The organism is Shinella daejeonensis, assembly GCF_024281235.1.
GTDB classification, from domain to species: Bacteria; Pseudomonadota; Alphaproteobacteria; order Rhizobiales; family Rhizobiaceae; genus Shinella; species Shinella daejeonensis.
The window spans coordinates 694,101-714,133 of the sequence record NZ_JAHWXY010000001.1 but is presented as its reverse complement, the minus strand read 5'-3'; the positions used below and the strand labels follow the sequence as shown (position 1 = coordinate 714,133).

Genomic DNA, 20,033 nt, shown 5'->3' with positions numbered 1-20,033 from the left:
GTCATCCTCGCTGGCTTTCCTGCCATTCGTTTTTCAATAGGCCGAACAGCACGAGATCGTGCCAGCCGGCTCCGTCGAAGAAGTGCCGCCGCAGCCGTCCTTCCTCGGTGAAACCGAGCGCCTCGTGCAGGCGGATCGACGCGGCATTGCCGCCGAGCGCCTGGCCGCACAGCCGCTGGTAGCCGAGACGGCCGAAAGCCTCGGCAAGCGCCGCGCGGCCGAGCCGGCGGCCCGTGCCCTTCGGTGCGTCCGGCGCGGTGTAAAAGCCCCAGTCGGCAACGCCTGCCGAAAGGGACGGGGTGAACTGCACGAACCCTTTTGCCGTTCCCTCGCACTCGAAGACCAGCAGCGCGCGGCCGGGATCGTCCCGGTGGCGGTTGAACCATTCGCGATGCGCCCCGGCGGTGATTTCCTGCCGGGTGAGCATATAGTCGCGCACGGAGGGATGATTGCGCCAGCTGCGGACCATTTCCAAATCCGCCGGGGCGAGCGGCCGCAGGATATCGTTCTTCGTCATTCTCCCATCTCGTTCCACAATGCATCCGCCACCCGTGGCGCGCCCAGTCCGTCGACGATGCCGGCGGCGGCGGCGCTCATGGCCGCAAGCCGGCCTTCGGCTCCAAGCTCGGCCATGAGCGCCGGTATCCGCGCGGCCATGTCGTCGGGCGAGCCGATCGTCACGGAAGCGCCCTTCCGCCGGAGTTGCTCGGCGCCGTTGATCTGGTTTTCGGCCATGACCACGACGATACTCGGCAATCCCATCGCGCATCGCTCCCAGGCGGAGCCGCCGCCGCCGCCGATGGCAAGATCGCAATGCGCAAGGAGCGCCGGAATATCGGGCGGATCGACGGCCAGTTCGACCGGGAAGGGCAAGCCTTCCGCCAGCGCCGCCACGGATTTTCGCCATGGCGCCGCAGGGCCGAGGATAACGGTCACTGCAAGGGGCATCAAGGCCGCGCAGGGCGCAAGCGCTTCGAGGGCGCGGGCGGAAAGATTGAGCCTGTCGACACCGCCCATCGACACGAGGATGCGCTCGGGCGTGTTACGGCCGGCGCGCCGGGAAAGCGAGGCCGCCCGGGCGGCGGCGAAGCCGGGGCGCAGCAGCGCATAGGCGGTTCCCAGCAGCAGCCGGGTTCCCGCCGGAACGAGCGGGCGGTAATCGTCCTGCCGGCGGCCGAGCGTCTGGTCGAGGAGCAGGTCGCAGTCATGCGCGCGGTCGGCGAGGTCGTCGATGACCATGAGGCGGCGCGCCAGCGGACGCATGGCCTGCTGCCAGCGCCGGTCGAGCGCGTAGTGATCCATCACCAGCCCGTCGACGCCGCCGGCCAATATGGCCGAGGACCGGGCGATCTCGTCGGCCAGCGGCGCGCCGAGCCAATGGCCATGGGCGGGCTCGGCGGGGCCGCCCTGTCCGGGGGCGCCGGCCGGCAGGCGTTCGAGCCGATAGCCGCGATCCGTCACCAGTTCCGGCGTAAAACCCGGCAGGTCACGGCAGATGAAAGCGATTTTCGCGCCGCGCTGACGCAAGACGTCGGCAAGCGTCAGGCAGCGCATGATGTGGCCGAGGCCGATCTCGGTGGAGGCGTCGGCGCGGAAGACGATGCGTGGGGCCATGGGGTCAGCCCTCCGCCTCGGGTGCGGCCTCCAGCGCTTTGAGCATCAGCTCGGCCTGCCGCCAGTCTTCCGGCGTGTCGATGTCCTGGACACGCGAGCGCGGCATCAGGTGGATCCGCGATTTCGGGCCGAAGATCGGGGTTCCGGCAAGCCAGGCCGAGGTCCGCCCCCAGTAGAACTGGCCGGCGTCGTGATAGGCGGGCTCCAGATCCTGCGACCGGCTGTCCTGATACTGCGGATGGAACATGCCGATCTCGCCCTGCGGGCCGAGGCGGATCGCCCGCTGGATCGGAAAGGCGAACTCCGTGGCGGCGAAGACATAGTCGGCATCGCTTGCGCAAAACAGGTCGTGAGCGGCCCGCAGGTCATCGGCGCGCATGAAGGGCGCGGTGGCATAGATGCAGCAGGCGGCCTCGATCTTCTCGCCGCGATCGAGCATGAACTCCAGCGCATGGCGGATGACCGGGACGGTCGGCGTATGATCGTCGCTGAGTTCGGCGGGCCGGCGGAACGGTACCTCGGCACCCTCGGCAAGAGCGGTGCCGGCGATCGCGTCGTCGTCGGTGGAGATGACGACGCGGTCGAAACACCCGCTTTCGAGCGCGGTGCGGATCGAGCGGACGATCATCGGAACGCCGGCGAAGAGCTTCACGTTCTTCCGGTGAATGCGCTTGGAGCCGCCGCGCGCCGGGATGATGGCGATCTTCATACGGCAAGCGCTTCCTTGAGGGCGTCGACGACACGGACCTGATCGGCCTCGCCGAGCGTCGGGAACATCGGCAGGCTGATCGCGGCGGCGTAATAGGCTTCAGCCTCGGGAAAATCGCCCGGCGCGAAGCCGCGCGCTTCGTAATAGGGCTGCGTATGGACGGGGATGTAATGCAGGTTGACGCCGACGCCACGGGCGCGCAGCCCCTCGAAGACCGCCCGGTGTCCCGGCGCGGCCAGCGTTTCGGCGGCAAGGCGGATGACATAGAGATGCAGCGCCGAGCGGCCGTCGGTCCGGCGCAGCGGCGGCTTCACCGGCAGGCCGGAAAGCAGCGCGTCATAGCGGTCGGCGATGGCGTGGCGGCGGGCGACGTAGTCGTCGACGCGGTTCATCTGGCTGACGCCGAGTGCCGCTTGCAGGTCGGTCATGCGGTAGTTGTAGCCGAGTTCGATCTGCTGGTAATACCAGGGGCCATCGGCCGGCCGGGTCATCAGCCGTTCGTCGCGGGTGACGCCGTGGGAGCGGAAAAGCCGCATGCGTTCGGCGAGTGCGGGATCGTTGGTCATCGCCGCGCCGCCTTCGGCGGTGGTGACGATCTTGACCGGATGGAAGCTGAAGACCGTGATGTCGGAGAAGGCGCAGTTGCCGATGGGCGCGTCGCGGTAGCGTCCGCCGATGGCGTGGGAGGCATCCTCGATCACCCTTACGCCGTAGCGCCGGGCAAGTGCGGCGATCGCCGCCATGTCGCAGGACTGGCCGGTCATATGCACCGGCACGATCACCTTGGGAAGCCGGCCGGCGGCATGGGCCGCCTCCAGCTTCCGCTCCAGAGCGACCGGAGAAAGGTTGAAGGTCTCCGGGTCGATATCGACGAAGTCGACGTCGGCGCCGCAATAAAGGCCGCAATTGGCCGAGGCGACGAAGGTGATCGGCGAGGTCCACAGGAGGTCGCCCGGCCCGAGGCCGAGTGCGAGGCAGGCGATATGCAGGGCGGATGTGGCGGAATTGGCCGCCACGCCGAAAGCCGCGCCGCAATAGTCGGTGAGGGCCTTCTCGAAGCGTTCGACCGCCGGTCCCTGCGTCAGGAAATCGGACTGGAGGGTCTCCACGACCGCGTCGATATCGGCCTGGGAAATGTCCTGGCGGCCGTAAGGTATCATCAGATCGCCCCGATCTTGTCCCGGTTGGCGCTGATCCAGGCTTGCAACGCCTCGACGCTCATCCAGTCCTTGTTGTTGTCGGACGTGTAGCTGAACCCTTCGGGCACCCGCACGCCGTCCTTGATCCGCTCGCTCGTCTCGTACCAGTTGTTGATGGCCGGAAGGATCTTGAAATGCTCCGGATATTCGAACGTGTAGTGAGCGTCTTCCTCGCCGATCATCTGTTCGTGCAGCTTTTCGCCGGGGCGGATGCCGACGATCTTCTGGCGGGCCTCCGGGGCGACCGCGCGGGCGAGGTCGGAGACCTTCATGGAGGGGATTTTCTTGACGTAGATCTCGCCGCCCTCCATGTCGGAGAAGGCGTGCCACACCAGTTCCACGCCCTGTTCCAGGCTGATCATGAAGCGGGTCATGCGCTCGTCGGTGATCGGCAGTTCGCCCTTGTCGCGGATCGACAGGAAGAAGGGGATGACCGAACCGCGCGATCCCATGACGTTGCCGTAGCGCACCACGGCGAAACGGGTGTCATGGCCGCCGGCATAGGCATTGCCGGAAACGAACAGTTTGTCGGAGGCGAGCTTGGTGGCGCCGTAGAGATTGACCGGGCTCGACGCCTTGTCGGTGGAAAGGGCCACGACGCGGCGGATCTTGCGGTCGATACAGGCGTCGATCAGGTTCATCGCGCCGTTGATGTTCGTCTTGACGCATTCGAAGGGATTGTATTCGGCCGTCGGGACGATCTTGGTGGCCGCCGCATGAACGACGAATTCGACGCCGTCGAGCGCACGGTAGAGCCGTTCCTTGTCGCGCACGTCGCCGATGAAGAAGCGCACGCGCGGATCGTTCTGGAACTTCTTGGCCATCTCCCACTGCTTCATCTCGTCGCGCGAATAGATGACGATCCGCTTGGGATTGTATTTGGCGAGCGTCATCGGAACGAAGGCGTTGCCGAACGACCCCGTCCCTCCCGTTACAAGAATGGATTTACCTTCTAGCATTGATTTCGTACCTGTTCTGGCCCTTTCGGGCGGTGTTTGCCAAACGTTCCAGAGCGGTTCCTGTTTTCACAGGGCCGGTAGAGCCGCTCTGTCTCTTTGCCCTGGCCGCATTTCCGGACGCAAAACCGCTGCGACTAAAACCGCTGCGCACTTTTGCTTGAACTGATCTATTGCGGCGTTGCGCCGGTAAGGTCAAGCGCTTGGCGTCCGGGCGGCGGGTGGCTGCGGAGCGGGTTCAGGCCTGGCCGGGCGACTGTTGCAGCAGGAACGTTTCGATTTCCTCGGCCGCTCTCGTCAGGTTCCTGTCCAACTGGCCGAATTGCGTCAGAACGCCCTCGCCGAACGCTCCGGGCCGCCGGAGGCTTTCGATGAAGGCTTCCGCGTCCTCCAGGCCGGCGATCTGCGGAAGTTGCCCGAACAGCGGGGTCTCCTCGGCGAAGACGGCCGTCGGCTTGTCCCGATAGAGACAGTCGAGCACCGTCGTGGAGACCGGCGAGATCATACCGTCCACGACATCGAGCGCGTCATGGATGGTGAAGCCCTTCATGGGGCCGGAATATTGATGTGAAAACATGACATTATCATGTTTCTTACGCAAGGAGCGATCATGCATGCGGTGGTTGCGGCGAACCTTGCCGCGATGCGAGCGGATAACGATACCGAGGTCGGGATGGCGGCTGAGGAGGGTGTCGACCATATCGTAGAAATGATCGATGTGGTCCTTCTGGAAGCGCCCCAGCCCCCAGCGGAACGACTGGCAGATGAGAAGCCGCCGGCTGTAGCGCTCCATCCACGAGGTGAGTTCCGGCGACAGCGCCTTTGGCGGCAGGACATGCTGCTTGGTGAAGCCGACCGGCCGGATCCGGGCCGCCGTTTCGGCTTCGAAGAACACGCGATTTTCTCCAAGCGGCTCCCAGAACAGGATGAGACTGGAGTAGAAACGCATGGGGTCGGCGATCCAGCGGGCATTGACGCCCCGCTGGTAAGCCCCGTGCTGAAGGAAGATCGCCGGCTTGCCGACGCGCACCACATGCTTGCTACGCAATTTGCGTGTGGTCGTGTCCCAGAGAGGATCGGCGATGCCGAGAACGGCGTCGGCGTCGCGCATCGGCTGGCCGAACAGGAATTTCATCCGCAGTTTCGACGCGGCGACGGGCGTGTGCCCGTAATGCCGGAACGTCTGTTCGAGCCGGGGCTCCTTGCGCAGCAGCTTCGAATAGATCACCGTCCGCACGTCGATCCGGCCGCGGGCCTCGAGCACGGCGAGTACCGGGTAAAGGCTCTCGAAATCCGGCATGCCGTTGATATAGGTGAGCAGCACGGGTTTGCGCGCCATTCCCGGTCTCTCCACTGCTATTGCGGGCCACTGCTATTGCGGGCCGGTGAGGCCTATCCCCAGTTCACTTCGAGGATTTCGTAGGCTCTGGAGCCGCCGGGAGCGTTGACTTCGATCGAATCGCCGACTTCCTTGCCGATCAGCGCGCGCGCGATGGGCGAGGAGATGGAGATGCGGCCTTCCTTCACATCGGCTTCCTGGTCGCCGACGATCTGGTAGATCTTTTCCTCGTCGGTGTCCTCGTCGACGATCTTCACCTTCGCGCCGAATTTCACCTTCGAACCGGACATGCGGGAAAGATCGATGACTTCCGCACGCGCCACGAAGTCCTCGAGTTCGGAAATCCGGCCCTCGTTGTGGCTCTGCGCTTCCTTGGCGGCATGGTATTCGGCGTTTTCCGAAAGGTCGCCATGAGCGCGCGCCTCGGAGATCGCCTCGATGATGCGAGGGCGCTCCTCCTGCTGACGCCAGCGAAGCTCTTCCTGTAGCTTGACGAACCCACCGTGGGTCATCGGAACCTTTTCAACCATGTTTCCTGTCCTTAGTCCGCAGCGTCGGGTCCGGGGGCCATACGCACGCAAAAGAAAACGGTCCCCGGAGAAACCCCCGGAACCGTTGAAAGCATTCAAACGCCGCTTATAACAGATATCGCGGAGCGAAAGCCAGATGTTTCGCTCCGCGGCGGCCCGTTAGAAATAGGCCTGCAAGGGGCGAACTTCAAGCTGGCCCTGCTTCAGCGCGAGGATTGCGTGGGCGGCGGATTCCGCGCCTGCGACCGTCGTGTAATAGGGCACCTTCTGCATCAGCGCGGCCCGGCGCAGCGACTTGGAGTCCGAGATCGCCTTGGAGCTGTCGGTGGTGTTGAAGACCAGGCTCACCTGACGGTTGCGGATGGCGTCCTCGACATGCGGGCGGCCTTCCTGCACCTTGTTGACCTTGGTGGCTTCGATGCCGTTTTCCCCGAGGAAGCGGGCGGTCCCCGACGTTGCGAGCACCCGGAAGCCGATTTCGGTCAGCATGCGGACCGAGGGCAGGATGCGATCCTTGTCCTCGTCGCGCACGGAGACGAAGACCGCGCCGTCACGCGGCAGGTCGACGCCGGCGCCGAGCTGCGACTTGGCGAAGGCCAGCGCGAAATCGGTGTCGAGGCCGATGACCTCGCCCGTCGAGCGCATTTCGGGCCCAAGCAGCGTATCGACACCCGGGAAGCGGGCGAAGGGGAAGACGGCTTCCTTGACGGCGATATGCTTCAGGTTGCGCGGATCGGGCTTCTCGCCATAGGCGGAGATCGCCGCGTCGAGCGCCTCGCCGGCCATGACGCGGGCGGCGATCTTGGCGATCGGCGCGCCGATGGCCTTGGCGACGAACGGCACGGTGCGCGAGGCGCGCGGGTTGACCTCCAGCACATAGATGGTGCCGTCCTTGATGGCGTATTGCACGTTCATCAGGCCGCCGACATTCAGCGCCTTCGCGAGCGCCTCGGTCTGGCGCTCCAGTTCGTCGACGATTTCCCGGGACAGGGTGCGCACCGGCAGCGAGCAGGCCGAATCGCCGGAATGGATGCCGGCTTCCTCGATATGCTCCATGATGCCGGAGACGAAAACGTTCTCGCCGTCGCAAAGCGCGTCGACGTCGACTTCCGTGGCGTTGCTCAGGTAGCTGTCGAAGAGCAGCGGGTTCTTGCCGAGCAGGGTGTTGATCTGGCCGGTCTTGTCGGCCGGGTAGCGCTGCTTGATGTCTTCCGGCACCAGTTCCGGAACCGTGTCGAGCAGGTAGCTCTGGAGCTGGGTTTCCGAATGGAGGATCTGCATGGCGCGGCCGCCGAGAACATAGGACGGACGCACGACCAGCGGAAAACCGATCTCGGCGGCGACGAGGCGGGCCTGTTCGACGGAATAGGCGATGCCGTTGTTCGGCTGGGTGAGGTCGAGCTTTTGCAGGAGCTTCTGGAAGCGGTCGCGATCCTCGGCAAGGTCGATCATGTCCGGCGCGGTGCCGAGGATCGGGATGCCGTTCTTTTCAAGCGCTTCGGCGAGCTTGAGGGGGGTCTGGCCGCCGAATTGCACGATGACGCCGACCACGTCGCCCTTCGTCTGCTCGGCCTTCAGGATCTCGATGACGTCTTCCGCCGTCAGCGGTTCGAAGTAGAGGCGGTCGGACGTATCGTAGTCGGTCGAGACCGTCTCCGGATTGCAGTTGATCATGATCGCTTCATAGCCGGCGTCCTTCAGCGCGAAGGCGGCATGGCAGCAGCAATAGTCGAATTCGATGCCCTGGCCGATGCGGTTCGGGCCACCGCCGAGGATGACGATCTTCTTGCGGTCGGAAATGCCCGCCTCCGAGCGGGTCGAGCCGGCGAAGGGCGTTTCGTAGGTGGAATACATATAGGCGGTGGGCGAAGCGAATTCCGCCGCGCAGGTGTCGATGCGCTTGAAGACCGGCCGCACGTCGAGACGGTTGCGCAGTTCCGCCACCTCCTTCGGCCGCTTGCCCGTCAGCGTGGCGAGGCGGGCGTCGGAAAAGCCCATGGCCTTCAGCATCCGCAGGTTTTCGGCGTCTTCCGGCAGGCCGTGCTCGCGGATACGCGCTTCCATGTCGACGATCGCCTTGAACTGGGCGATGAACCACGGATCGATCTTGGAGGATTCGAAGACTTCTTCCGGTGAATGGCCGAGGCGCAGGGCCTGGGCGACCATGCGCAGGCGATCCGGCGTCGGCGTGGAAATGGCGGCGCGGATGGCGTTGCGGTCGTTTCCGTCGCCAAGGCCGGGGATCTCGATCTCGTCGAGGCCGGTGAGGCCGGTTTCGAGGCCGCGCAGCGCCTTTTGCAGCGATTCGGCAAAGGTGCGGCCGATGGCCATGACCTCGCCGACCGACTTCATGGCGGTCGTCAGCGTCGGCTGCGCGCCGGGGAATTTCTCGAAGGCGAAACGCGGGATCTTGGTGACGACATAGTCGATGGAAGGCTCGAAGGAGGCCGGCGTCGCGCCGCCGGTGATGTCGTTTTCAAGCTCGTCGAGCGTGTAGCCGATCGCCAGCTTGGCGGCCACCTTGGCGATCGGGAAGCCCGTCGCCTTGGAGGCGAGCGCCGAGGAACGCGAGACGCGCGGGTTCATCTCGATGACCACGAGGCGGCCGTTCTTCGGGTCGACGGCGAACTGCACGTTCGAGCCGCCGGTCTCCACGCCGATCTCGCGCAACACCGCGATGGAGGCGTTGCGCATGATCTGGTATTCCTTGTCCGTCAGCGTCAGCGCCGGGGCGACGGTGATCGAATCGCCCGTATGCACGCCCATCGGATCGACGTTCTCGATGGAGCAGATGATGATGCAGTTGTCCGCCTTGTCGCGGACGACCTCCATCTCGTACTCCTTCCAGCCGAGCACCGATTCCTCGATCAGCACTTCCGTCGTCGGCGATGCGTCGAGGCCGCCTGACACGATGTCGAAGAACTCCGAGCGATTGTAGGCGATGCCGCCGCCGGTGCCGCCGAGCGTGAAGGAGGGGCGGATGATCGCCGGCAGGCCGATTTCGTCCAGCGCCTGTGCGGCGATCGCCATGGCGTGGCTCATGTAACGCTGCTTGCGGTCGGTTTCGCCGAGGTTCCACCGGTTTTCCAGTTCGTCGAGCGCGTTGTCGAGCGCCTCGCCGGACAGGTCGGCCTTGAGCTTCGCCCGCTCGGCCTCATGGCTCTTGCGATCCTGATCCTTGATGTCCGTGGCGTTGGCCAGCACGGATTTCGGCGTTTCGAGCCCGATGCGGGCCATCGCCTCGCGAAACAGCGCCCGGTCCTCGGCCATGTCGATGGCTTCCGGCTTCGCGCCGATCATCTCGACGTTGTAGCGGTCGAGCACGCCCATGCGCTTGAGCGAGAGGGCGGTGTTGAGCGCCGTCTGGCCGCCCATGGTCGGCAGCAGCGCGTCGGGGCGCTCCTTGGCGATGATCTTCGCCACGACTTCCGGGGTGATCGGCTCGACATAGGTCGCGTCGGCAAGACCCGGGTCGGTCATGATCGTCGCCGGATTGGAGTTGACGAGGATGACGCGATAGCCTTCCTCCTTCAGCGCCTTCACCGCCTGGGTGCCGGAATAGTCGAATTCGCAGGCCTGGCCGATGACGATCGGCCCCGCGCCGATGATGAGGACCGATTTCAAATCTTGGCGCTTGGGCATCTTTTCTATCCGTTCTTGTCGCTTTGGCCGCGCGCGCGGAAAACCGGCCGTGGTGGGAGGATCACCGGCCGGGCGCGCATTTATGGTCTTTCAAGGCTAGAAGCGGCTTATAGGCAAATGCCGTGCCGAGCGGAACCCCGAAAATTGGCGAATCGACAGGAAAATGCGTCGACGGCGCCCTGCGGGGAAAACGGTGGCGGCGAGCACGGCCGGGGATGGCGGCCTTCTTCTAGGCAAGTCCCGGCATCACCAGCACCTTGATCTCGCCCGGGCGGGGCGGGTTGGCGATGGCGTCGGGCAGGTCGGCAAGGCCGATGCAGCGCGAGACCAGACGGTCGACCTCGATTGCGCCGGAGGCGATGAGCGCGGCGGCGCGGCCATGGACGAAGGGATTGAGGAAGGAGGTCAGCAGCTTCACCTCGCGGAAAAGCAGGTCGAAAGGCTCGATCTCCACCGTTTCGCCTTGCGGCAGAACGCCGAGAAGGACGACCGTGCCGCCGCTGCGGGCAAGTTTGGGAGCCTGCCGCACCGTTTCGGCGACGCCTGCGCATTCGAACACGATATCCGCGCCGCCCGGCAGAAGGCCGTCCGGGCCGGCGATGCCCGGCACGATATCCTGCGCGGCGGGGTCGAAGGAGCCTGTCGCGCCGATCTCTTCGGCAAGCGAGCGACGCACGGCCTGACGGGTCGCGAGGATGACGGAACCGGCGCCGGCAAGCCGCGCGAGCTGCACCGTGAGCATGCCGATGACCCCGCCGCCGAGCACGACGACGGATGCGCCCGCCCGGATTTCCGCCTTGTCGACGGCGTGCAGGCAGCAGGCCAGCGGCTCGCAGAAGGCGCCCCGTTCCGGCGGCAGCGACAGCGGCAGTTCGTAAGCCTGATTTTCAGGAACGGTCACATGCTCGGCAAAGCCGCCGTCGCGGTGGATGCCGATGGCGACCAGGTTTTCGCAGAGGTTCACACGTCCGCGCCGGCATTGCGCGCAGCCGCCGCAGGCGATGTTCGGGTCGCCCGTCACCCGCATGCCGGCGCGGAAGCGGGTGACGCCCGCGCCCGTTGCCTCGACGATGCCGGAAAATTCGTGGCCGAGCGTGACGGGTGGCCGGGAGGGGAATTCGCCGCGGAAAAGATGACGGTCGGTGCCGCAGATGCCCGCCGCCTCAATGCGCACCAGCAGTTCGCCCGGCCCGGGAACGGGTGTTTCCACCTCGCGCACGAAAAAGCTGCCGTTTCCTTCCAGCCGGCCTGCCAGCATCATATCCTCCCCCGGTTTCCCGCCGACCATAGGAGCGGGAAGGGCGGCGGCGGTCAAGTTCCCGTCCGGGCGTTCCCTCAGGCGAGGTTGCGCCGGCGGGCCAGTTCTGCCTCGGTCGGCTGGTCGAATTCGAAGGAGCCGGTGGTGACGGCGCCGTCGCGACGGTAGTGGCCGATGGTGATGCCGTTCGGCGTCGCCTGCGACGCGACGAGCCTCATCCCGACGGGCATGCTTTCCTCGCCGAACAGCCGCTTGCCCTTGCCGAGGATCAGCGGGAAGGTGAAGAGGTGGATTTCGTCGACGAGATCGTGCGCAAACAGGCTCTTCAGGAAGTCCGTCGATCCCTGCGTCAGGAGATCCGGTCCGTCGCCGGCCTTCAGGGCGCGCACGGCGGCCACGGCGTCCGGCAGGAGCAGGCTGCTGTTTTGCCAGTCCGCCACGAAATCCGCGTTGCGGGTCGCGACATATTTATGGATCCTGTCGAAGAGAGAGCCGATAGGATCCTCCGGTCCGGCGTAAGGCCAATGGGCCGCGAAGATATCATAGGTCTTGCGGCCGAGCAGGAGATCGAAAGGCCGCGCGAAAAGCGCGTCGATGGCAGCCCCGAGGGTGTCGTCGAAAAGCGGCGCCACCCAGCCTCCGAAGCGGAAACCGCCGACCGGATCCTCTTCCGGTCCTCCAGGCGCCTGCATGACGCCGTCAAGGCTCACGAATGCGCCGACTACGATCTTTCTCATCGTGATTCTCCTCGTTTGTTCGGGTTGGTCCCGGGAAAAGACGTTCGGGCCGTCCGTGTTCCGGTAGGACAGAATAAAAATAGCCGAAATCCTGTCCCGTAGCTGCCGCTCCGGTTTCCGTTTCCTCCAGCGGTTTTCATTTTGCCTGGCGATGCGCCTCGCCTATAAGTCGAGGGGAACGAAATCGAAACCGGAACGTTCGTCGGCAAGCAGTGCGAGGGAGAGCGTCATGGAATGGAAGGGTCGCCGCCAGTCAGGCAATATCGAGGACAGGCGCGGGGCCGGGCCTTCCGCGGGCGGCCGCAATCCCTTCGGACGGGGCGGCGGTTTCCGCATTCCGATGGGGACGGGCGGCGCGCGGCGGGCCGGCGGCGGTTTCAGCTTCGGTACGATCATCTTTCTGGTCGTCGTCTATTTCATCTTCAAGTCCATGGGAATCGACCTGCTTCAGGTGCTGGGCGAGGGCGGCACGGCCAATACGCCCGGCTTCGAGCAGACTGAAACGGCCAGCCGGCGTTCCTCGCCGCAGGAAGAAGAGACGAAGGCCTTCATGGCGACGGTGCTCGCCGAGACGGAAGACACCTGGAACGGCATCTTCAAATCCTCGGGCGTCACCTATCAGGAGCCGAAGATGGTGCTCTTTTCCGGTTCGGTGCAGTCGGCCTGCGGTTTCGCCTCGGCGGCCTCCGGCCCGTTCTATTGCCCCGGCGACAGCAAGGTCTATCTCGACATGAGCTTCTTCGACGAACTGGCCCGCAAGTTCGATGCGGCCGGTGATTTCGCACAGGCCTATGTCGTGGCGCATGAGGTCGGCCATCATGTGCAGAACCTGACCGGCGTCCTGCCGCGCTTCAACCAGCAGCGCCGTTCGATGAGCGAAGCCGAGGCGAACCGCATGTCGGTGCGCGTCGAATTGCAGGCGGATTGCTATGCCGGCGTCTGGGGACATTATACGCAGCAGAAGGGCCTGCTGGAGAGCGGGGATCTGGAGGAGGCGCTAAACGCCGCCACGCAGATCGGCGACGACACGCTGCAAAAGCGCATGCAGGGCTATGTGGTGCCGGAAAGTTTCAATCACGGCACGTCCGAACAGCGGCGGCGCTGGTTCAAGCGCGGTTTCGACAGCGGCCGTGTCGGCGATTGCGATACGTTCGCCGGCGATATCTGAGCCGGCGGGCGTATCAGGCGTCCGGCGTGGCGGCTGCGGGCAGAGCCGGACTTGCCGCCTTGCGCGGAAGGAGCATGTCGCGGGCGGCAATGAGCGCGCCGGCGACGATGAGGCCGCAGGCAAGCGCCACCGACCAGTGGAAAGCGCCATAGCCGAAGGCCAGCAGCGCGACGACGGACAGGAGGGGCGCGGCATAGGAAAGCGCGCCGAGCACCATGATGTCGCCGTGCTTGCATCCCCAGTCCCAGGCATAGAAGCCGGCGCCCAGCGGAACAGTCCCGAGGACGGCGATCGCGGCCCATTGCGAGGGGGCGGCCGGCCAGACGGTTTCCTCCAGCCCGAGATGCAGCAGGAAGGCGACGGCGGCGGTGACGAGGCAATAGCCGGCCACCATATCCACCGGCGCGCTTCCGAAGCGGCGGGACAGAACGGAATAGCCGGACCACACGAAGGCGCAGAAGAAGGCGATCAGATGGCCCGGCATGAGGCCGCCGGCAAGGCCGACGCTGCCGCCCCGGGTGATGATCGCCACCGCGCCCGAAAGCCCGAGCACCACGCCGAGGACATGCTGCGCCTTCAGCCTTTCTCCCGGCAGAAGGGACGCGAAGACGACGATCAGCAGCGGCCAGAGATAGGCGATCAGGCTGACCTCGACCGGCGGTGCGGCCTGGATCGCGAAGAAATAGGCGCAGTGATAGATGCAAAGGCCCGAGACACCGAGCGCCCAGGCCTGCCAGGGCTGGCGGAGCGCCTTCATGGCGCCGGGTCGGAACGGCCAGCTCGCCACCCCGGCCATGCCGCCGAGAAAGAAGGTCATGGCGGCCAGCTGGAACGGCGGCACCGGGCCTGCGGCCGTCGACAGAAGCGCAAGGAAAGACCAGGTGAGGATGGCGAGGAAACCGATGAGGGTCGAGATGGATCTGGACATGCAGTAACCGCAGTGGCGTGAAGGAAACGATTGGCGACGGCCGGAAGGACTATTGCATGATCGCGCTTGCCGCCACGATGCGATTGCAGCTTTCCCTGTCGCGTTCAGGCCAAGAGCACCTAACCAAACCTCGTGGAGTCGGCTGGCCGGTTCTTTTCGTCGCCCGCGGTGTCGCCAAACCTCGCCGATGCCTCCGGCATCGACTGCGGCCGGCTCCTTGCAGGCGAATGAAAACTCCTCGGCCATCCTCCGCCCTAAGGTTTGGTTAGGTGCTCTATATCCGCCCGGTGTTTCGGCAGGTCTGATCGGATCATCAAATCTATTGGATTGATTGCGGCGCAAAGATGTGATCCGAACGGCCGGAAAGGCGGGACCATCATGGACAATCCGGCGATCCTTCGTGAAGACAACAGTTGGGCCGCCCATTTCCGGGCGACGCTGACGCTCGGTATACCGCTGATCGGCGCGCAGCTCGCGCAACTCGGCATCCACACCACCGACGTGGTGATTCTCGGACGGCTGGGCGCGGCGCATCTCGGCGCCATCGTTCTGGCGGGCCAGTTCTTCTTCACCGTGTTCATCTTCGGCTCCGGCTTCGCCAATGCGGTGATGCCGATGGTGGCGCATGCCTACGGCCGCGGCGACAGGATTTCGGTGCGCCGGGCGGTGCGCATGGGCATGTGGGTGTCGATCCTTTACGCGGTGCTGATGATCCCGCTTTTCTATCACGCCGAGGGCATCCTGCTTGCGGCCGGCCAGCGGCCGGAAGTGGCGAAGCTTGCAGGCGATTATCTCGCCATCGCCCAATGGGGCCTTGCGCCGGCGCTGCTCTTCATGACCCTGCGCGGCCTCGTCAGCGCCCACGGGCAGGCGGCCATCGTGCTTTATCTGACGGTGATCGTCCTCATCGCCAATGCAATCTTCGCCTATGCGCTGGTATTCGGCCATTTCGGCTTTCCGGCGCTCGGCATGGAAGGCGCGGCCATCGTTTCCTTCGGGGTCAACACGCTGAGCTTCGTGCTGATGGTCATCTATATCCAGCGTCGACCCGAGCTCCGCAGCTACGAGCTTTTCGTCCGTTTCTGGCGGCCGGACTGGCAGGCCTTCCGCGAGGTGCTGATGCTCGGCCTGCCGATCGGCCTGACGGTGCTTGCCGAAACGACGCTGTTTGCCGCAGCCTCGCTGCTGATGGGCAATATCGGCACGCTGGAGCTTGCCGCCCATGGCATCGCGCTGCAACTGGCGTCCATAGCCTTCATGATTCCGCTCGGGCTGGCGCAGGCCGGAACGGTGCGCGTCGGTGTCGCCCACGGGCGGGGCGACGGGCTGGGGCTGGCGCGCGCCTCCTGGGCGGTGGTGGCGGTCACGGTTGTCGTGGCGGTTTGCGGCGGCCTGCTCTTCGCGACGATGCCGACGACGCTGGCCGCCATCTTCCTCGACAAGGGCGGCAGCGATTCGGCGGCCGTTCTGGCGATCGCCGGCCCGTTCGTGGTGATCGCCGGTATTTTCCAGCTCGTCGATGCGCTTCAGGCGATCGCCGCCGGCCTGCTGCGCGGCTTGAAGGACACGCGGGTGCCCATGCTGCTTGCGCTGGTTTCCTATTGGCCGATCGGTTTCGTCTGTGCCTGGGGGCTCGCCTTCCCGATAGGGCTCGGCGGCATCGGCGTGTGGATCGGCTTCCTGAGCGGCCTTGCCACGGCTTCCGTGCTGCTCAACTGGCGTTACTACCGGATGGCGCGCGGGATCATCGCGGAGATGGCGTCCTGACGAAAGCGGGCGGCTGCGGACATCCGGGAAGGATCTGAAAAAGATATGGCCCCCTTTCCGGTCGGAAAGGGGGCCGCAAGGCCGGAATTCGGAAAAGGGGTCTGCCGCTTCAGGCGTGTTCGGCAATGGCGGGCTCGCCCTTGCGCTCGCGCACGAGATTGATGAAACGGCGGAAGAGGTAATGGCTGTCCTGCGGGCCGGGGGATGCTTCCGGATGATGCTGGACGGAGAAGATCGGCTTGCCAAGGACGCGCAGGCCGCAATTGCTGCCGTCGAACAGCGAGACATGGGTTTCCTCCACACCCTCCGGCAGCGATTGCGTGGAGACCGCGAAGCCGTGGTTCATCGAGACGATCTCCACCTTGCCGGTCGTGTGGTCCTTGACCGGGTGGTTGCCGCCGCGGTGGCCCTGATGCATCTTCTCGGTGGTCGCGCCGAGTGCCAGTCCGAGCATCTGGTGGCCGAGGCAGATGCCGAAGATCGGCAGGCCCGCGTCGATCAGCGCGCGGATCACCGGAACGGCGTATTCGCCGGTCGCCGCCGGATCGCCGGGACCGTTGGAAAGGAAGACGCCGTCCGGCTTGTGTCCCAATACGTCTTCGGCGCTCGCCGTCGCCGGCAGGACGGTGACCTTGCAGCCGAGGCTGGTGAAGAGGCGCAGGATATTGCGCTTCACGCCATAGTCGAGCGCGACGATGTGGTGTTTCGCGTCGCCTTCGGCCTGCTCGCCGTAGCCCTCGTTCCAGACCCAGGTCGTCTCGTTCCAGCGCGAAGACTGGCCGGAGGTGGCCGTTTTGGCGAGATCGCGTCCGAGCAGGCCGGTCCACTGCCGGGCCTCCGCCTTGAGCGCCTCGATGTCGAAGACGCCGTTGGGATCGTGGGCGATCACCGCGTTGGGGGCGCCATTGTCGCGGATCCAGGCAGTGAGCGCGCGGGTGTCGATGCCGGAAAGGCCGATCACGCCCCGCTCCTTCAGCCACCGGTCCAGATGCCGGCTGGCGCGATAGTTGGAGGGGTCGGTGATGTCGGCCTTGAAGATGACGCCGACCGCGCCGTTGCGCGCGGCAGGCGTCAGGTCTTCGATGTCCTCGTCATTGGCGCCGGTATTGCCGATATGCGGGAAGGTGAAGGTCACGATCTGGCCGAGATAGGAAGGATCGGTCAGGATTTCCTGATAGCCGGTCAGCGCGGTGTTGAAGCAGACCTCGGCGGTCGCCTTGCCGGTGGCTCCGATGCCTTTGCCCTCGATGACCGTACCGTCGGCGAGGACGAGCAGGGCGGTCGGCTTTTCGGTGGTCCATGCGGGTGTGGAGGTCATGAGTATCCCGTTTCCGGCGCCGGGCGCGGGCTTGAAAGCACCGGGACCGGGCACCATTTCTGTCGCAGACTGAGCAAGTTGCAAGCGAGGGCGCGCGGAAACCCGCGTTGGTTCGCCCTGATTGCCAATTTTCGTGCAGGTGCCGGAAAATAAACAAAGCCGCTGATGCGGTCAACCGCCGCCTGTGAATTGAGCGGAAATATAAAACGAATAGATTCAATCGTTTGTGCAATCCGTTTGCGGCAAGCCCGCTTGCCGGTCTATGAGCGTGCCCAGGATGCACAGGATAAAGCCCGTTCCCGCTTCCATAACCGGGAGGCTTTCAGTGGAGAAGAAAAATGCGTGATGAATTCGCAAACGCCCTCAAGACCGCCCTCAAGGCGAGGGATTCCTGCCGCGTCACGACACTCCGTCTGATCCTTGCCACCATCAAGGACCGGGATATCGCCAACCGCACCGCCGGCAAGGGGCCGGTGACGGATGAGGATATCCTGCTGATCCTCGCCAAGATGATCAAGCAGCGCGAGGAATCCTCCAAGGTCTTCGCCGAGAACGGCCGCCCGGAGCTTGCCGCGCAGGAACGGGAGGAAATCACCGTCATCGAGGATTTCCTGCCCGCGCAATTCACCGAGGAACAGATGAAGGAGGCCTGCGCCACCATGGTGCGGGAGACCGGCGCGCAGGGCCTTCGCGACATGGGCAAATGCATGAACGCCCTCAAGGAGCGCTATCCCGGCCAGATGGATTTCGCCAAGGCCTCGGGGCTGGTGAAGGAACTTCTGAAGTAGCACGACCCGCCGGCCGCCTGTGGATTGCTGTGGGCGGCCGGGTATTGCTGGCGGGGGAGCGGCGTCGGGGGTATAGGAACCTCGACAGAGGTGATCATGCGCTTTTCCAACGCCTTCCTTGACGAGATCCGAGACCGCGTCCCCATTTCGGACGTGATCGGCCGCCGCGTGACCTGGGATCGCCGGAAGACCAACGTCTCGCGCGCCGATTACTGGGCCTGCTGCCCGTTTCACGGCGAGAAATCTCCAAGCTTCCATTGCGAGGACCGCAAGGGGCGTTACCATTGCTTCGGCTGCGGCGCATCGGGCGACCATTTCCGCTTCCTGACCGAACTGGAGGGACTGAGCTTTCCCGAAGCCGTGCAGCAGATCGCCGACATGGCGGGGGTTTCCATGCCTCAGCCCGATCCGCAGGCCGAACGGCGGGAAAAGGAGCGCATGGGCCTCGTCGAGGTCATGGAGATGGCGACGCGCTTCTTCGAGGATCAGCTTCAGACGCCGGCGGGCGCGAGGGCGCGCGCCTATCTGCGCGACCGCGGCCTGACGGGCCGGACCATCGAGACCTTTCGCCTCGGCTATGCGCCGGACAGCCGCAACGCGCTGAAGGAGTTCCTGGCCGGGAAGGGGGTCGACAAGGAGGCGATCGAGGCCTGCGGCCTCGTCGTCCACGGGCCGGAAATACCCGTTTCCTACGATCGGTTCCGCGATCGCATCATGTTCCCCATCCTGTCGGCGCGCGAAAGGGTCATCGCCTTCGGAGGGCGGGCCATGTCGCCCGACGCGCCGGCGAAATATCTCAACTCCAACGAGACGGAACTCTTCCACAAGGGCAGCGTGCTCTACAATCTCGCCCGCGTGCGCCGGGCGGCGGCCGATGCGGGCACGGTCGTCGTGGTGGAAGGCTATATGGACGTGATCGCGCTCCATCAGGCCGGGATCGAGAATGCCGTCGCGCCGCTCGGCACGGCGCTCACCGAAAACCAGTTCGATCTCCTGTGGAAGGTGACGCCGGAGCCGGTGCTCTGCTTCGACGGCGACGGAGCCGGCATCCGGGCCGCCAATCGCGCCGCCGATCTGGCGCTGCCGCTGATCCGCCCCAATCGCACGGCGCGTTTCGCTCTCCTGCCGGACGGCAAGGATCCGGACGATCTCGTGCGCGACGAGGGCCGCGCGCCCTTCGACAAGGTGGTGGCGAGCGCCCGTCCGCTTTCCGAGGTGGTCTGGAGCCGCGAATTGCAGGCCTCCACGCTCGATACGCCGGAAAGCCGGGCCGAACTGGAAGCGCGGCTGCGCCGGATTACCGCCACCATCGCCGACGAGGACGTGCGCCGTCATTATCAGCAGGAGATGCGTGATCGGTTCAACGCCTATTTCCGCCCGCCGCAGCGGCCCGGCGGAGAGCGCGGCGGCTTTCGCGGAAACCGGCAGGGCGCGCGGGGCGGCATGCGCGGATCGCCGGGCGACGGCGCCGTCGCCGCGGGCGCCTCGGAGCGATTGACGCGCTCGGCGCTGGTGCGCGGGGCCGAAGCGCTGCCGGCGCTGCGCGAGAGCGTTCTGGCGCTGACCATCGTCAATCACCCGGTCCTGCTGTTCAGCGAATATGACGACGTTGCCGCCATCGACTACGAAAACCGCGATCTCCAGCGGCTGTGGGCCTGCCTGCTCGGCATCGCCGGCTCGGTCGGCGCCCGGCTCGAACGGGAGCGGCTTGTCGAAGAGCTGGAGGCGGCGGGCTTCGGCGGCATCCTGCAAGGTCTGGAACAGCAGGTCCGCAATTCCCGTCTCTGGACCGCCACGGCGGAGGCCGCGCCGGAGGACGCGCGGGAAGGCTATTTGCAGGCGCTCGCCTTGCACAAGCGCACCCGCGCCCTGGCCCGCCAGCGCCGCGAACTGGAGCGCGAGCTTGCCGAGGCCACCGAGGACGGCGACGGCGAGCGGGTGCCGCAAATCCTGCGCGCCCTTCAGGAGGTGCAACTGGAGACAGGGCGAATGGAGAACCAGGAGGCCATCATCGAGGGCTTCGGCGTGCTGTCGGGACGGGTGAAGGGACCGGCGGCCTCTTGACCGGGGCCGCTGCGGC

General features: G+C 65.4%; 16 protein-coding genes. 4 read left to right on the top strand and 12 right to left on the bottom strand.

What is annotated here, in order from left to right; all coding sequences use genetic code 11:
• Position 1: 1 nt before the first annotated feature.
• From KYK29_RS03375 to KYK29_RS03330, 10 genes are all read right to left on the bottom strand, one after another.
• Positions 2 to 517, bottom strand: a complete 516-nt coding sequence (locus KYK29_RS03375; protein ID WP_254689427.1) for a GNAT family N-acetyltransferase — start codon at positions 515 to 517, stop codon at positions 2 to 4.
• Positions 514 to 1,614: a UDP-2,4-diacetamido-2,4,6-trideoxy-beta-L-altropyranose hydrolase gene (gene pseG, locus KYK29_RS03370; RefSeq protein ID WP_254689426.1), complete on the bottom strand. Its 1,101-nt coding sequence runs from the start codon at positions 1,612 to 1,614 to the stop codon at positions 514 to 516. The genes KYK29_RS03375 and pseG overlap by 4 nt, the downstream gene beginning before the upstream one ends.
• Before the next feature lie 4 nt (positions 1,615 to 1,618).
• Positions 1,619 to 2,323 (bottom strand): pseudaminic acid cytidylyltransferase, encoded by a 705-nt coding sequence (gene pseF, locus KYK29_RS03365; protein WP_254689425.1) that lies wholly within the window; start codon positions 2,321 to 2,323, stop codon positions 1,619 to 1,621.
• Complete coding sequence (pseC, locus tag KYK29_RS03360; RefSeq protein ID WP_254689424.1) at positions 2,320 to 3,483, bottom strand: UDP-4-amino-4,6-dideoxy-N-acetyl-beta-L-altrosamine transaminase; 1,164 nt, start codon at positions 3,481 to 3,483, stop codon at positions 2,320 to 2,322. Before pseC ends, pseF begins: the two co-directional genes overlap by 4 nt.
• Positions 3,483 to 4,481, bottom strand: coding sequence for a UDP-N-acetylglucosamine 4,6-dehydratase (inverting) (pseB, locus tag KYK29_RS03355; RefSeq protein ID WP_254689423.1), 999 nt, complete (start codon positions 4,479 to 4,481; stop codon positions 3,483 to 3,485). The genes pseC and pseB overlap by 1 nt, the downstream gene beginning before the upstream one ends.
• 235 nt (positions 4,482 to 4,716) lie before the next feature.
• Positions 4,717 to 5,817: a glycosyltransferase family protein gene (locus KYK29_RS03350; RefSeq protein ID WP_254689422.1), complete on the bottom strand. Its 1,101-nt coding sequence runs from the start codon at positions 5,815 to 5,817 to the stop codon at positions 4,717 to 4,719.
• A gap of 53 nt (positions 5,818 to 5,870) precedes the next feature.
• Complete coding sequence (gene greA, locus KYK29_RS03345) at positions 5,871 to 6,347, bottom strand: transcription elongation factor GreA (RefSeq protein ID WP_254689421.1); 477 nt, start codon at positions 6,345 to 6,347, stop codon at positions 5,871 to 5,873.
• 159 nt (positions 6,348 to 6,506) lie between these two features.
• Positions 6,507 to 9,989, bottom strand: coding sequence for a carbamoyl-phosphate synthase large subunit (carB, locus tag KYK29_RS03340; protein WP_254689420.1), 3,483 nt, complete (start codon positions 9,987 to 9,989; stop codon positions 6,507 to 6,509).
• Between the two features lie 229 nt (positions 9,990 to 10,218).
• Positions 10,219 to 11,247: a zinc-dependent alcohol dehydrogenase family protein gene (locus KYK29_RS03335; RefSeq protein WP_254690069.1), complete on the bottom strand. Its 1,029-nt coding sequence runs from the start codon at positions 11,245 to 11,247 to the stop codon at positions 10,219 to 10,221.
• A gap of 77 nt (positions 11,248 to 11,324) precedes the next feature.
• On the bottom strand, positions 11,325 to 11,984 hold the full coding sequence (locus tag KYK29_RS03330) for a dihydrofolate reductase family protein (RefSeq protein WP_254689419.1): 660 nt from the start codon (positions 11,982 to 11,984) through the stop codon (positions 11,325 to 11,327).
• 229 nt (positions 11,985 to 12,213) lie between these two features.
• Between KYK29_RS03330 and ypfJ the strand changes: the two genes are divergently transcribed.
• Complete coding sequence (ypfJ, locus tag KYK29_RS03325) at positions 12,214 to 13,152, top strand: KPN_02809 family neutral zinc metallopeptidase (RefSeq protein WP_254689418.1); 939 nt, start codon at positions 12,214 to 12,216, stop codon at positions 13,150 to 13,152.
• A 13-nt stretch (positions 13,153 to 13,165) separates the two neighbouring features.
• On the opposite strand, the gene yddG is transcribed toward ypfJ, so the two are convergent.
• Entirely contained in the window at positions 13,166 to 14,080 is a 915-nt protein-coding gene (yddG, locus tag KYK29_RS03320; RefSeq protein ID WP_254689417.1) for an aromatic amino acid exporter YddG, read from the bottom strand.
• A gap of 378 nt (positions 14,081 to 14,458) precedes the next feature.
• Here yddG and KYK29_RS03315 point away from each other — a divergent pair, with 378 nt between their 5' ends.
• Positions 14,459 to 15,847, top strand: a complete 1,389-nt coding sequence (locus KYK29_RS03315; RefSeq protein ID WP_254689416.1) for an MATE family efflux transporter — start codon at positions 14,459 to 14,461, stop codon at positions 15,845 to 15,847.
• A 109-nt stretch (positions 15,848 to 15,956) separates the two neighbouring features.
• Here KYK29_RS03315 and carA read toward each other — a convergent pair whose 3' ends face one another.
• Positions 15,957 to 17,165 (bottom strand): glutamine-hydrolyzing carbamoyl-phosphate synthase small subunit, encoded by a 1,209-nt coding sequence (gene carA, locus KYK29_RS03310; RefSeq protein WP_254689415.1) that lies wholly within the window; start codon positions 17,163 to 17,165, stop codon positions 15,957 to 15,959.
• A gap of 338 nt (positions 17,166 to 17,503) precedes the next feature.
• Here carA and KYK29_RS03305 point away from each other — a divergent pair, with 338 nt between their 5' ends.
• Together KYK29_RS03305 and dnaG are read left to right on the top strand one after the other, a co-directional pair.
• Positions 17,504 to 17,953, top strand: a complete 450-nt coding sequence (locus tag KYK29_RS03305; RefSeq protein WP_254689414.1) for a GatB/YqeY domain-containing protein — start codon at positions 17,504 to 17,506, stop codon at positions 17,951 to 17,953.
• Between the two features lie 96 nt (positions 17,954 to 18,049).
• Positions 18,050 to 20,017: a DNA primase gene (dnaG, locus tag KYK29_RS03300; protein WP_254689413.1), complete on the top strand. Its 1,968-nt coding sequence runs from the start codon at positions 18,050 to 18,052 to the stop codon at positions 20,015 to 20,017.
• The last annotated feature ends 16 nt before the right edge of the window (positions 20,018 to 20,033 follow it).